General features: G+C 53.7%; 14 protein-coding genes. 7 read left to right on the top strand and 7 right to left on the bottom strand.

Annotated features, from left to right (window positions below; all coding sequences use genetic code 11):
• Positions 1 to 1419: a glutamate synthase small subunit gene (locus AC4PCC_RS02090; RefSeq protein WP_067705937.1), complete on the top strand. Its 1419-nt coding sequence runs from the start codon at positions 1 to 3 to the stop codon at positions 1417 to 1419.
• Between the two features lie 60 nt (positions 1420 to 1479).
• Here AC4PCC_RS02090 and sspB read toward each other — a convergent pair whose 3' ends face one another.
• The 5 genes from sspB to zapE form a co-directional block, all read right to left on the bottom strand.
• The gene (gene sspB, locus AC4PCC_RS02085) at positions 1480 to 1977 is read right to left on the bottom strand and encodes a ClpXP protease specificity-enhancing factor (RefSeq protein WP_067705935.1); all 498 of its coding nucleotides are present in this window, start codon (positions 1975 to 1977) and stop codon (positions 1480 to 1482) included.
• 5 nt (positions 1978 to 1982) lie between these two features.
• Positions 1983 to 2624 (bottom strand): stringent starvation protein SspA, encoded by a 642-nt coding sequence (sspA, locus tag AC4PCC_RS02080; RefSeq protein WP_345829164.1) that lies wholly within the window; start codon positions 2622 to 2624, stop codon positions 1983 to 1985.
• Between the two features lie 318 nt (positions 2625 to 2942).
• The gene (rpsI, locus tag AC4PCC_RS02075) at positions 2943 to 3335 is read right to left on the bottom strand and encodes a 30S ribosomal protein S9 (protein WP_067705931.1); all 393 of its coding nucleotides are present in this window, start codon (positions 3333 to 3335) and stop codon (positions 2943 to 2945) included.
• 15 nt (positions 3336 to 3350) lie between these two features.
• Positions 3351 to 3779: a 50S ribosomal protein L13 gene (gene rplM, locus AC4PCC_RS02070; protein WP_067705929.1), complete on the bottom strand. Its 429-nt coding sequence runs from the start codon at positions 3777 to 3779 to the stop codon at positions 3351 to 3353.
• A gap of 233 nt (positions 3780 to 4012) precedes the next feature.
• Positions 4013 to 5137: a cell division protein ZapE gene (gene zapE / locus AC4PCC_RS02065; protein WP_492126238.1), complete on the bottom strand. Its 1125-nt coding sequence runs from the start codon at positions 5135 to 5137 to the stop codon at positions 4013 to 4015.
• A gap of 186 nt (positions 5138 to 5323) precedes the next feature.
• On the opposite strand from zapE, the gene zapG reads away from it, so the two are divergent.
• The 3 genes from zapG (at position 5324) to degS (ending at position 8359) form a co-directional block, all read left to right on the top strand.
• Positions 5324 to 5728 (top strand): Z-ring associated protein ZapG, encoded by a 405-nt coding sequence (zapG, locus tag AC4PCC_RS02060; RefSeq protein ID WP_067705924.1) that lies wholly within the window; start codon positions 5324 to 5326, stop codon positions 5726 to 5728.
• Positions 5729 to 5846: 118 nt separating this feature from the next.
• The gene (gene degQ / locus AC4PCC_RS02055; protein WP_492126237.1) at positions 5847 to 7223 is read left to right on the top strand and encodes a serine endoprotease DegQ; all 1377 of its coding nucleotides are present in this window, start codon (positions 5847 to 5849) and stop codon (positions 7221 to 7223) included.
• 77 nt (positions 7224 to 7300) lie between these two features.
• Positions 7301 to 8359 carry an outer membrane-stress sensor serine endopeptidase DegS gene (degS, locus tag AC4PCC_RS02050; RefSeq protein WP_492126236.1) on the top strand — a complete coding sequence of 353 codons (1059 nt, stop codon included), beginning with the start codon at positions 7301 to 7303 and terminating at the stop codon, positions 8357 to 8359.
• Between the two features lie 51 nt (positions 8360 to 8410).
• On the opposite strand, the gene mdh is transcribed toward degS, so the two are convergent.
• Positions 8411 to 9349 carry a malate dehydrogenase gene (gene mdh, locus AC4PCC_RS02045; protein ID WP_492126235.1) on the bottom strand — a complete coding sequence of 313 codons (939 nt, stop codon included), beginning with the start codon at positions 9347 to 9349 and terminating at the stop codon, positions 8411 to 8413.
• A gap of 443 nt (positions 9350 to 9792) precedes the next feature.
• Between mdh and argR the strand changes: the two genes are divergently transcribed.
• From argR to yhcN (AC4PCC_RS02030), 3 genes are all read left to right on the top strand, one after another.
• Entirely contained in the window at positions 9793 to 10263 is a 471-nt protein-coding gene (gene argR, locus AC4PCC_RS02040) for a transcriptional regulator ArgR (protein WP_492126234.1), read from the top strand.
• A gap of 544 nt (positions 10264 to 10807) precedes the next feature.
• Positions 10808 to 11071 carry a peroxide/acid stress response protein YhcN gene (gene yhcN / locus AC4PCC_RS02035; RefSeq protein WP_345829171.1) on the top strand — a complete coding sequence of 88 codons (264 nt, stop codon included), beginning with the start codon at positions 10808 to 10810 and terminating at the stop codon, positions 11069 to 11071.
• Between the two features lie 202 nt (positions 11072 to 11273).
• Positions 11274 to 11543, top strand: a complete 270-nt coding sequence (yhcN, locus tag AC4PCC_RS02030) for a peroxide/acid stress response protein YhcN (RefSeq protein WP_492126233.1) — start codon at positions 11274 to 11276, stop codon at positions 11541 to 11543.
• A gap of 401 nt (positions 11544 to 11944) precedes the next feature.
• On the opposite strand, the gene AC4PCC_RS02025 is transcribed toward yhcN (AC4PCC_RS02030), so the two are convergent.
• Positions 11945 to 13399, bottom strand: coding sequence for an NAD-dependent succinate-semialdehyde dehydrogenase (locus AC4PCC_RS02025; RefSeq protein WP_492126232.1), 1455 nt, complete (start codon positions 13397 to 13399; stop codon positions 11945 to 11947).
• Positions 13400 to 13640 lie beyond the last annotated feature (241 nt).

Below are 13640 nucleotides of genomic sequence, written 5' to 3'. Positions count from 1 at the left end.
ATGAGTCAAAACGTCTATCAATTTATCGACTTACAGCGCGTCGATCCGCCGAAGAAGCCGCTTAAAATCCGCAAAATTGAATTTGTGGAGATTTATGAGCCGTTTTCTGAAAGCCAGGCGCAGGCGCAGGCCGATCGCTGCCTGTCCTGCGGCAACCCCTACTGCGAGTGGAAGTGCCCGGTGCATAACTATATCCCTGACTGGCTTAAGCTGGCCAATGAGGGGCGTATTATTGAGGCAGCCGAGCTTTCGCATCAGACCAACAGCCTGCCGGAAGTGTGTGGACGCGTCTGTCCGCAGGATCGCCTGTGCGAAGGGTCCTGTACGTTAAACGATGAGTTTGGTGCGGTCACTATCGGCAACATTGAGCGCTATATCAATGACAAAGCGCTGGAGATGGGCTGGAAGCCCAATATGGACGGCATTAAGCCGACCGGTAAGCGCGTCGCCATTATTGGTGCCGGTCCCGCCGGGCTGGCCTGCGCCGATGTGCTGGCGCGCAATGGCGTGAAGGCGGTAGTCTTCGATCGTCACCCGGAAATTGGTGGCCTGCTGACCTTCGGTATCCCGGCCTTTAAGCTGGAAAAAGAGGTCATGACCCGGCGCCGTGAAATTTTCAGCGGCATGGGCATTGAGTTCAATCTGAATACCGAAGTCGGCCAGGACGTACAGATGAGCGATCTGCTGGCGGATTACGACGCCGTGTTTCTGGGCGTGGGCACCTATCAGTCGATGAAGGGCGGGCTGGACAATGAGGAAGCGGAAGGCGTCTATGATGCCCTGCCGTTCCTGATCGCCAACACCAAAAATACCATGGGCTTCAGCCACACGGAGGAAGCGCCCTGGGTGAACATGAATGCGAAGCGCGTGGTGGTACTGGGCGGCGGCGACACCGCTATGGACTGCGTGCGCACCTCGATTCGCCAGGGTGCCACTCACGTGGTGTGTGCCTACCGACGTGACGAAGAAAATATGCCGGGCTCCAGGCGCGAAGTGAAAAACGCGCGTGAAGAGGGCGTGGAGTTCCAGTTTAACATTCAGCCGCTGGGCATTGAGATTAACAGTAATGGCCGCGTCTGCGGCGTCAAAATGGCCCGCACGGCGATGGGTCAGCCGGACGCGCACGGCCGTCGCCGGGCTGAGATCGTGCCGGGTTCCGAGCATGTCCTGCCTGCTGACGCGGTGGTGATCGCCTTCGGCTTTCGCCCTCACGCCATGTCATGGCTGGAGCAGCACAGCGTGGAGCTGGACTCACAGGGCCGTATCATTGCGCCCGAAGGCAGTGATAACGCATTCCAGACCAGCAACCCTAAAATCTTCGCCGGTGGCGATGCCGTGCGCGGTTCCGATCTGGTGGTAACCGCCATTGCTGAGGGCCGTAAAGCCGCCGAGGGCATCATGGACTGGCTTGAGGTGTAGGCTGTGGCATAAAAAAGGGCTCATCATTTGATGAGCCCTTTTAACATGTCAATCTGACGGCTACTTAACGACACGAAGTGCCGGACGCCCACCGCGCGGGGGTGGATCGTCCTCAGGATTCTCATCATCGTTTTGCAGGCTGTTATCCGGACGATCGCCGTCGATAACAGACATCACCGTCTCCGGGGTTTCATCCGCAGACGCCGGATTATATTCGCCCGCTTCCTCATAGACCGGTTCAGGCTCAAACATGGTGCCTGCCCCGTTCTCACGCGCGTAAACCGCCAGCACGGCGGCCATTGGCACCGTAACCTGACGAGGGACGCCGCCGAATCTGGCGTTAAACGTCACTTCGTCATTGCCCAGCTCAAGGTTGCCTACGGCACGTGGCGCAATGTTAAGCACGATCTGACCGTCCCGCGCATACTCCAGCGGCACCATCACGCCCGGCAGATTGATATCCACCACCAGGTGCGGTGTCAGTTGGTTATCGAGCAGCCAGTCATAAAATGCGCGCAGCAGATACGGACGGCGTGCGGTTAGTTGCGTCATTTCCATCGTACTTATCCCCGCGTATGCAGGCGCATTTCACGTTCTGGTTCCGTCAGGGAAGCCAGGAAGGAGTCACGCTCAAATACGCGTGTCATGTAGCCTTTAAGCTCCTTGGAACCCGCACCGATCAGTTCAATACCCAACTGCGGTAACCGCCACAGCAGCGGTGCCAGATAGCAGTCGACGAGGCTGAACTCTTCGCTCATAAAGAATGGTGTGCGGGCAAACAGTGGGGCAATCGCCAGCAGCTCTTCACGCAGCTGCTTGCGCGCGGCTTCCGCTTCCTGTGCCGTGCCGTTTTCCACCTTGCGCATCAGGCTGTACCAGTCCTGCTCCACGCGGTGCATCATCAGACGGCTTTCACCGCGCGCTACCGGATATACCGGCATCAGCGGAGGATGCGGGAAGCGCTCATCAAGGTATTCCATGATGATACGGGACTCATACAGCGTCAGTTCGCGATCGACCAGCGTTGGGACGGTGCGGTAAGGATTGAGGTCAATCAGATCCTGGGGCAGGCTATCCATTTCTACCTGCTCGATCTCTACGCTGACACCCTTTTCCGCCAGGACAATACGTACCTGATGGCTAAAAATGTCAGTCGGACCAGAAAACAGCGTCATTACCGAACGTTTGTTGGCAGCGACAGCCATGTAAACCTCCAAGTTTATCCAGAAAATTACTACGCAAGGCCGCCACATGGCGACTAACCTGCTTAATTAATGACCCTTAGCACCATCTGAAGCCGAACCGGCATCCACTGAGGACTCCATGCATCAATGCCCTGCTATGGGCGCAAAGTGACACCTAGTTTACCAGATTTTAGACAGCTTGTGGTGGCAGGAATGAGGATTTGACGGGAAAAGGGCTAGCCTTATCGCGTTTTAACACTTTTTGCGGATGCGGGAAAAGAAAAAACCCGGTGCGTGCACCGGGTTTTTCGATAACTGATTCTGCCGAAGCAGAAAAAATTAACGTTTGGAGAACTGAGGACGACGACGTGCTTTACGCAGACCGACTTTCTTACGTTCAACCTCACGAGCATCACGGGTAACGAAGCCTGCTTTACGCAGTTCGCCACGCAGTGACTCGTCATACTCCATCAGAGCGCGGGTGATACCGTGACGGATCGCACCAGCCTGACCGGAGATACCACCACCTTTAACGGTGATGTACAAATCGAATTTACCTGTCATTTCGACCAGTTCCAGCGGTTGACGAACTACCATGCGGGCAGTTTCGCGACCGAAGTACTGTTCCAGTGAACGCTGGTTAATTACGATGTTACCGCTACCCGGCTTGATAAAGACGCGAGCGGAAGAGCTTTTGCGGCGACCAGTGCCGTAGTTTTGATTCTCAGCCATTGCCTGTAATCCCGATTAAATGTCAAGAACTTGCGGTTGCTGTGCCGCATGGTTGTGCTCGTTGCCCGCGTAAACTTTCAGTTTACGGTGCATAGCACGGCCCAGCGGGCCTTTAGGCAGCATACCTTTAACCGCGATTTCAATCACACGCTCAGGACGGCGAGCAATCATCTCTTCGAAGGTCGCTTGCTTGATACCACCGATGTGGCCGGTGTGATGGTAATAAATCTTATCGCTACGCTTGTTACCGGTTACGGCAACTTTCTCAGCGTTCAGAACGATAATATAATCACCGGTATCGACGTGCGGAGTATATTCCGCTTTATGCTTACCGCGCAGACGACGAGCCAGTTCAGTCGCTAAACGACCTAAAGTTTTGCCTGTTGCGTCGACAACATACCAGTCACGTTGGACGGTTTCTGGCTTAGCTGTAAAAGTTTTCATCTAAAAGCTTACCCAAATTAAGTTACACGTTGGTGAAATCCCAAACGCTTGAATAAACGGTTGAGGCTCACACGACCATCTCGACCAGCAAGCCCACCCCTTCGGATAGAGTTACTGGAACACAAAGAGTTTTGGGAAAAAAACCTTTGCTGTAACGTGGGGTCGCAAGATTATAGAGAAGTCCCCTCAAAAGTGCGAACCTTTTTTACAACAAATGTACGGTGATCTCGCCCTCAGGGAAGATGGGTCAGGCGCAGATACTCTTCGCTCTGCATCTCCTGCAGGCGCGACATACAGCGCTGATATTCAAACTTCAGCCGACTGCCCTGATAGATCTCAAAAAGCGATGTCTCAGCCGACACGACCAGCTTAACATGCCGCTCGTAAAACTCATCCACCAGCGCCAGAAAACGCCGCGCCTGATCTTCGGTTTTATAGATCATCACCGGAACGTTGAACAACAGTACGCTGTGAAAGCGGCGTGAAAGCTCAATATAATCGTGCTGGCTGCGCCCTTCCCCACACAGCGTCTGGAAATCCATGGCCACGACGCCACCCGCTACGCCCTGAGTCGGCAAGGCACGGTGGTTGATCTCCAGCACCGGGCATTCCGTCCTGTCGCTGCCAGCGAGCGCAACGAACATCCGGTCCATTGCCTGCGTGGTGGCCTCGTTGAGCGGCGCCATCCAGAGATGCGCCGAAGTGAGCGTGCGCAGGCGGTAATCAATCCCGGCATCAACGTTCATCACCTCACAGTGCTGTTTAATCATCTCGATGGCGGGCAGAAAACGGCTGCGCTGCAATCCGTTACGGTAGAGATCATCCGGTGGAATATTGGAGGTGGCGACCAGGGTTATGCCCCGGGCAAACAGCGCCTCCATGAGCGTTCCCAGCAGCATCGCGTCGGTAATGTCGGACACGAAAAACTCGTCGAAGCAGAGCAGATCCGTTTCGCTCTTAAAGCGGTCAGCCACGATCTCCAGCGGATCGCTTGTACCCTGCAGGGCGGTAAGCTCCTCATGGACTCGCAGCATGAAGCGGTGAAAGTGAAGGCGCTGCTTGCGCTCACCAGGAATCGCCTGAAAAAACATATCCATCAGCCAGGTTTTTCCACGGCCAACGCCCCCCCACATATACAGGCCTTTAACCGGGGGCTGAGGGGGTGTTTTCCCCTTACCCATAAGCTTATTGAGCTTGCCGAACAGCCCGCCAGCCGGGGCCGGGGAAGAGGAATTCGCGCCTATAGCATGACAGATAGCGTCCAGGCGGGTGACGGCTTTACGCTGCACGTCATCAGGCTGATATTCGCCGTTTTCCAGCGCCTGCTGGTACAACGCCAGAGGAGACATCGTTTGCATAATTTGTTCATATCCCGGAATAATTTACTGCGTCAGGCCATCGGTCAGCGAAAAAAAACCCGTCCTACACTAAGCGATGCAGCCTCAGGATTCCACTTCCATTACATTAGCGGTTATAGTGGCAGGTAACGAGCTGGTAACAGCCAGACGATTCTACGGAACAACGAAGACAATATGGGAGTGATTATGACCTGGGAATACGCGCTTATCGGATTGGTAGTTGGACTGATTATCGGCGCGGTAGCAATGCGTTTTGGTAATAGAAAACTGCGCGAGCAGCGGAGCACACAGTACGAGCTGGAGAAGACCAGGGCCGAACTGTCTGACTACCGTGAAGAGTTGACCAGCCATTTTGCACAAAGTGCCGAGCTGCTGGATAACATGGCACGCGATTACCGTCAGCTTTATCAGCATATGGCAAAAGGTTCTAACGATCTGCTGCCGAATCTGCCGGGTGAAAAAAATCCTTTCGCTTATCAGCTGACGGAGTCCGAAGCCGATAACGATCAGGCTCCGGTGCAGATGCCGCGTGACTACCCGGACAGTGCTACCGGATTACTGCGCGGCGAGCGCCCGGCGCAGAACAAATAAGCTTCAGCATGGGCGCCCTCCAGCGCCCTGTTTTAACCGTCGGCAATACTGACGGACGCATTCACCGCCCTGTTAACATCTATCTTCCCACTTTACTTCCAGCGAGAGCGTCGTAGCGATGAAGAAGAAATCCTTACTGTTAAGCGCACTAGCATTGAGTGTTATGAGCCTGACCGTAGCCGCGCCGGCATCGGCGACGCTACCCGCACAGATAGCAGGGCAGCCGCTGCCAAGCCTTGCGCCAATGCTTGAGAAAGTCTTGCCCGCGGTGGTTAGCGTGCATGTGGAGGGAACCCAGACGCAGGCTCAGGCTATCCCTGAGCCGCTCAGACGCTTCTTTGGCCAGGGAGAGCAAAATGGACAGGGCAATGACAACCCGGCCCAGCCTTTTGAAGGGCTGGCCTCCGGCGTGGTTATAAATGCTGATAAAGGCTACATACTCACTAACAATCATGTGGTCAGCGGCGCAGATAAAATCAGCGTTCAGCTCAGCGACGGTCGGGAATTTGATGCAAAGCTGATTGGCCGCGATGAGCAAACCGATATCGCGCTTATCCAGATTGCGGGCGCAAAAGGGTTAACCCAGATAAAAGTGGCCGACTCGGATCAGCTTAAAGTAGGTGATTTCGCGGTAGCCATCGGGAACCCTTTTGGTCTGGGGCAGACCGCCACCTCGGGGATTGTTTCTGCGCTGGGCCGCAGCGGCCTTAACCTTGAAGGGCTGGAGAACTTTATCCAGACCGATGCCGCCATCAACCGGGGCAATTCCGGTGGCGCGCTGGTTAATCTGAACGGCGAGCTGATTGGTTTAAATACCGCCATTCTCTCCTCTGCCGGCGGCAACATCGGCATTGGCTTTGCCATTCCGGGCAATATGGCGATGGGCCTGGCTCAGCAGCTGATCGAGTTCGGTGAAGTGAAGCGTGGGCAGCTCGGAATTAAAGGCACTGAGATGACCGCAGATATGGCGCGGGCATTTAACGTTGATATTCAGCGCGGCGCCTTTGTAAATGAGGTGCTACCAAATTCTGCCGCGGCTAAAGCTGGCATTAAGGCTGGCGATATCATCGTAAGCCTTGATGATAAGCCGGTAGAGAGCTTTGCCGCTCTGCGGGTTAAAATCGGCACGACCCCGCCGGGAAAAGACGTTAAGGTCGGCCTGGTGCGCGAAGGTAAGCCGCTCACCTTCACCGTGAAGCTGGAAACCAGCAGCCAGCCGGTGACGCATGCAGAGCAGATGACGCCCGCCCTGGAGGGGGCAACGCTGATCGACGGAGCCGCCAAAGATGGCACCAAAGGGATAAGCGTCAACGCGGTAACGAAAGCCAGCCCGGCGGAACAGTCCGGCCTGCAAAAAGATGACGTTATCGTGGGCGTAAATCGCACCAGGGTACAGAATCTTGCCGAACTGCGTAAGCAGCTTGAAGCCAAACCGCCTCTGCTGGCACTAAACGTCATTAGAAGCGGTGAAAGTATCTATCTGCTGCTGCGTTAAATCATGATGCGGACACCTGCGTGTCCGCTCAAGTCGTGCTATTCTGCCGCACGATCAATCACTCAACTGTTATAGCCATGTTTCCTAAACTCTTACGTTCGGTGCTTCTCGGTCTGGTGGTGGCTGGCCTTCTACTGGCAGCTGTACCGGCGTTGAGAATTGGCAGCAACCTTATCTCACAAAAGGACGACAGCGCCGATCAGGCCCCGGTCAGCTACAATATGGCCGTCCGCCGCGCAGCTCCTGCGGTGGTCAACGTCTATAATCGCAGCGCAAATACGACCAGCGGAAATATGGGCGTCCGAACGCTCGGCTCGGGTGTCATCATGGACCCACGTGGCTACATTATGACCAATAAGCATGTGGTTAATGATGCTGAGCAAATTATCGTCGCCCTGCAGGATGGACACTTCTACGATGCCCAGCTGGTAGGTTCAGACAGCCTTACCGACCTTGCTGTGCTAAAAATCACCGCGCCGGGCTTACCCGTCATCCCCATTAATCCTAAACGCACCGCTCACGTTGGCGATCTGGTGATGGCAATAGGCAACCCCTACAACATTGGCCAGACGGTGACGCAGGGAATTATCAGCGCAACCGGCCGGGTGGGTCTGAGTCCTTCTCGCTATCAAAATTTCCTGCAAACCGATGCCTCTATTAACCGGGGCAATTCGGGGGGCGCACTGATCAACTCGCTGGGTGAGCTGATGGGGATTAACACGCTCTCCTTCGATAAAAGTAACGATGGTGAAACCCCTGAAGGGATTGGTTTTGCCATCCCCACGGCTCTGGCCGTAAAGATCATGGGTAAACTGATTCGCGATGGCAGGGTCATCCGGGGCTTTATTGGCATTACCGTGCGGGACAGGCCGCAGCCTCGCGGAGCCGATAACGGCCTGGCTCATATTCAGGGGATCTGGGTGACCGAAGTTGCAGCGGGCGGACCGGCCGCGAAAGCGGGGATGACGGGGGGTGACGTCATTATCAGCGTGAATCAACAGCCAGCTCTTTCACCGCTGGAGACGATGGATCAAGTCGCTGAAATTCGTCCGGGAACGGTGATTAACATCGAAATTCTGCGCGACCGCAAAAAAATAAACCTGCCGGTTACCGTGATGGAATATCCGGGAAGTTAACGAAAACGAGCTGAATCAGGTCAGGGGCCAGCCTCAGCTGGCCCGCTCAGGTTATGACTTAACGAACGCCTCGCCCTGTGCGATATCGCTTTTCAGCGTATCCAACATGCCACTAAGCGCCTGCTGCTCAAAGGCGCTCAGCGTGCCAACAGGCTTACGCTCCGCAATGCCGGTTTTGCCCAGCAGCAGCGGCTGAGAGAAGAAACGTGCGTGTTCGCCGTCGCCTTCTACATAGGCGCATTCAACCACGTTGCTTTCACCGTTCAGCGCACGGACCAGCGACAGACCGAAACGCGCGGCCGCCTGCCCCATGGAAAGCGTCGCCGACCCGCCACCCGCTTTGGCCTCCACCACTTCCGTACCGGCGTTCTGGATACGCTTAGTCAGGTCGATAACCTCCTGCTCAGAGAACGTCACGCCAGGAATTTGTGACAGCAGAGGTAAGATGGTGACGCCTGAATGGCCGCCCACTACCGGAACATTAATGTCGGCAGGATTTTTACCTTTGAGTTCGGCAACAAAGGTATTGGCGCGGATAATATCCAGGGTCGTGACCCCAAACAGTTTATTTTTGTCATACACGCCCGCTTTTTTTAGCACGCTGGCCGCGATGGCAACGGTAGTGTTCACCGGGTTGGTGATAATACCGATTAATGCCTGCGGGCAGGTGCTGGCAACCTGTTCAATCAGGTTACGCACGATACCGGCGTTGACGTTAAACAGATCTGAACGATCCATGCCGGGCTTGCGAGCGACGCCAGCGGAAATAAGCACGACATCGGCCCTCTGCAGCGCAGGCGTGGCGTCTTCACCACTGAAGCCTTTGATACTGACGGCAGTAGGGATGTGACTGAGGTCGACTGCCACACCAGGGGTAACGGGAGCAATATCATACAGAGAGAGTTCTGAACCTGCCGGAAGCTGGGTTTTAAGCAGAAGTGCGAGAGCCTGGCCAATACCGCCAGCTGCGCCGAGAACTGCAACTTTCATCTTAAACTCCTTATTATTGTGAACGTAAAGTGCTGTTATTCCATCCGGTAATGAACATAGACGACCTGCGAGGGGATAGCGACGTTTTTTAGTCTAATTTGGGCTCAGGCGCTCATACCAGATTGAGTGAATAATATGACTCAAATGCTTCTGACATCAGTCTGGAGATAACAGCAGTATATAAGACCTTATTCGGCGTTACATTACACCCATTGAGCTTATCATAACAACATCAACCTGATAACAAATCGTTTACTTATTAGTCAAACCACGTCGATGGGCGAACGATTGTTTTATGGTAAAAAGTTTGCCAGACTCCCGATCCCGGGGCAATGCCAGCCGCTGCCACCACGTCCGAGCTTGCATAAATATTCATCTATATGCATAGTAATGCTATATAGCGGCGTGAATGCCCCTGACCTCTGAATTTTTTGCGGAAACTTATGCGTAATCCATCAAAACAAGAAGATCTTATCAAGGCGTTCAAAGCCTTACTTAAAGAAGAGAAATTCAGCTCACAGAGCGAAATTGTTGCCGCCCTTCAGGAAGAAGGTTTCGACAATATCAACCAGTCTAAAGTTTCCCGTATGCTGACCAAGTTCGGCGCGGTGCGTACACGTAATGCAAAAATGGAAATGGTCTACTGCCTTCCTGCCGAACTGGGCGTTCCCACGACGACCAGCCCACTGAAGAATCTGGTGCTGGACATCGACTATAACGATGCGCTGGTGGTCATTCACACCAGTCCTGGCGCGGCCCAGCTTATTGCACGTCTGCTGGATTCACTGGGTAAGGCTGAGGGGATCCTCGGCACGATCGCCGGCGATGACACCGTATTTGTCACACCCGCCCGCGCATTCACCGTCAAACAGCTCTACCAGGCGATCCTTATGCTCTTTGAGCAGGAGTTATAAGCTGGGTTAGTTTGGTTTCCGCAATCTGCTTAAACTTGCCTGTGCCCCTTACCTGATAAGCCAGTCTCCGCTGGCTTATTTCCTCTAAGACGCCCACCGCCCCCTCATGCTTTATTCTTACCCTATTTTCCTTTCCCCCTTTTTATGGCTCCCGCATTTACCCCCTTAACTGCTTAATCCCTCGCCCCTTGCCCTTGCCCTTGCCCTTGCCCTTGCCCTTGCCGCTATTATCAACTGCCTTATTGCCGACTATGCAACGTGAAATACTCCAATACTTCCGTCTCATAGTGTGATCTACCACAAATAAACGCACAAAAAGATAAATTCACATATCACGATGTTTTTACATGGATTTAACAGTGAGTGGCGAAAATATAGGCACTTGTTATAACCAGAAGTTATTAAAACCCGCTTCCGTACCAGGCTTATCCGCTTTTTTTATTATTAGCGTGCTATTAATTTTTTACGTTATTAGCTCTATACTTGTCTTCGTGATGCAAATCACAGCAAACGAAAAATAAAAACAGTAACGAGGAATAAAACCATGAAAATCACCAAAGCAATTGTTGCCATGACCCTGTTATCCGCCTTCTCTTTCGGTGCCAGCGCCGCTGAACTCATCAACTCTGAGCAGGCACAAAATCTACAGGCGGTGGGGACTATTACCGTAAGCGGTGTAGCAGGCACACCAATGGATATTCGTCAGCAGCTTAACCAGAAAGCTGATGACAAGGGCGCATCTGCCTATCGCGTAATTGAAGCGAATATGAATAATACCTATCACGCAACGGCGGAAATTTATAAATAAACCGGCATAGATAAATAATTGTACGTAATGCTTTGTCGCCCGAATCAAGCACTTTAAACAGTTATTTACCCTACATGTTGGCGTCCTAAATATTCGCAAAATGAATTATCACTGAGACAACAATCGTAAAAGACGGTAACCCCAGAATATCATCGCTTATTATCCTGCCCGGTTACCAATGAGTCCTCTGAGGAGTATATCCATGAAAACCAAATTAATGATAAGCATGATAAGTCTGGCTGCCCTTCTCTCATTTGGTGCGAGCGCCGCTAACCTGGTAACCCAGGAGCAGGCGGACAGCCAGAATCTGCAATCTATGGGCACCGTGACAATCAGCGGCATTGATGGCGTACCGACCGATATGCGCCAGCAGCTTTCTCAGAAGGCCGAGGAACAGGGGGCATCGTCGTATCGCGTTATTGAAGCCCGTAATGAGGGTAATTACCACATTACCGCCGAGCTTTATAAATAACCTAACGGATCCCCGGCTCGATAATTATCCTTGCTGAGTTCTAATTTAATAACCGGGCCATTTATAGCGCACATCAGAAATATAATTGCGGTTTTGTTTTTGCGCGGCATGAATGAGTGTTAAGTTAGTCAGCCTGGTTAATAAAAACCTGATTATTCATCTAAGTAAAGTTAACAGCCGCAGTCGCGCCGGGGACGTAATCCCTGCGTTTTGCCGGTAGTGTAAATAAGCCTGATGCGGGACAAATAAAAATTAATAATCAGTGCAGTTAATAATATCGACAATGTTCACAGGCCCGGCGTGAGAAAGACCTCACCGGCTCGCCGCGGCGACAGGCGGCATGTTATTCCTCGTCAGTATGGCGAATCCTTTAGCCCCGGTTGCCCGGGGCCTTTTTTTAGCTACAGTCCACCGATATGCACGGCCTTCACTTCCAGATACTCTTCCAACCCCAGCACCGACCCTTCACGGCCCAGCCCGGACTCTTTTATCCCGCCGAACGGGGCCACTTCCGTTGATACCGCGCACTCGTTGACCCCTACCATGCCGCTTTCCAACGCCTGGGATACCCGAAATACCCGCTGCAAATTCTGCGTATAGAAGTAGGCCGCCAGACCAAATTCAGTGTCGTTTGCCCGGCGTATCACTTCTTCTTCATTATCAAAGCGAAAACAGGCCGCGACCGGCCCAAAGGTCTCTTCCCGGGCCAGCTGCATATTTTCACTGGCTTCGGCAATCACCGTGGGCTGCCAGAAATTTCCGCCCAGCGCATGTCGTGCGCCGCCGGTGAGGATCTGCCCACCCTTCGCGATGGCATCATTGACGTGTTCTTCAACCTTATCTACCGCTGCTGATTCAATTAGCGGCCCCACAATCACGCCCTCATCCATGCCGTTGCCCACCTTAAGCTTGCTCACCTCATCGGCGAGCTGGCGCACAAACCTGTCATAAACGTTACTCTGGATATAAAAGCGGTTAACGCTGACACACACCTGTCCGGCATTGCGGAACTTATTGGCGATCGCCCCTTTCACCGCGGCATCGATATCCGCATCCTCAAAAACGATGTAGGGCGCGTTGCCTCCGAGCTCCATTGATACTTTTTTCATCGTTTCGGCGGCATTACGCATCAGCAGTTTGCCAACCTGCGTTGAACCGGTAAAAGAGATCTTCCTGACCGCTTTACTGGCCATAATCGCATCGCTAATTGCGTGTGTATCGCCCGCAACAGCGTTAATCACCCCATCCGGCACCCCAGCTTTTTTTGCCAGCGCCAGCAGCGCAAAAGCGGAGAGTGGCGTATTGTTAGCCGGTTTAATCACCCCGGTGCAGCCAGCGGCCAGGGCCGGGCCAAGCTTGCGGGTCAGCATCGCCATCGGGAAGTTCCAGGGGGTTATCGCCGCGACCACGCCGACAGGCTCGCGGGTGGCCAGAATCCGTGAGCCGGTTTTAGCAGGAGGGATAATCTCCCCATTGGCTCGTTTTGCCTGCTCGGCAAACCACTGGATAAAGCTGGCGGCATACTCTACTTCGCCCTCCGCTTCTTTTACCGGCTTGCCCTGCTCCGCCGTCATCAGCTTCCCGAGCCAGGTTTTATTGTCGATAATCAGCTGATACCAGCGATTCAGGATCTCGCTGCGTGCTTTCGCCGTTTTCTGCCGCCAGGCCGGAAAGGCGTTTTCGGCTGCGGCAATGGCCTGTTCTGTCTCGCTTTTACCCGCGCGGGCCACCTGGGCGATAACCTCGCCCGTGGCCGGATTAACCACATCGAAGGTGGTCGCGCAGCGCTGCCACTGTCCGCCCGCGAGATAACCGGTCTGGAAGAGGTCGTTATCCTGAAGGAATGATAGGTTCATTATGTTCTCCTGTAGGGGTTTACCATCCTGATGAGATCAGTATAGATGGCGTGCTTTATCCCCGCAGGCAACGTACAGGAATACGCTCTGGACGGATGCCGGTAGGTGGAGGCGTGTACGGGGGCAGATGAGAAAGCAGGTAGGTGAGCGTCTACGGGGGCAGATGAGAAAGCAGGTGTCAGGTCGGATGCAGGTGCAGGTGCAGGTGCAGGTGCAGGTGCAGATCAATAATGTGCCTGCA

It is taken from the genome of Erwinia sp. L03-1, assembly GCF_058686115.1.
The sequence above is the reverse complement of the archived record's forward strand: the minus strand, read 5'-3'. Positions and strand labels throughout refer to the sequence as shown.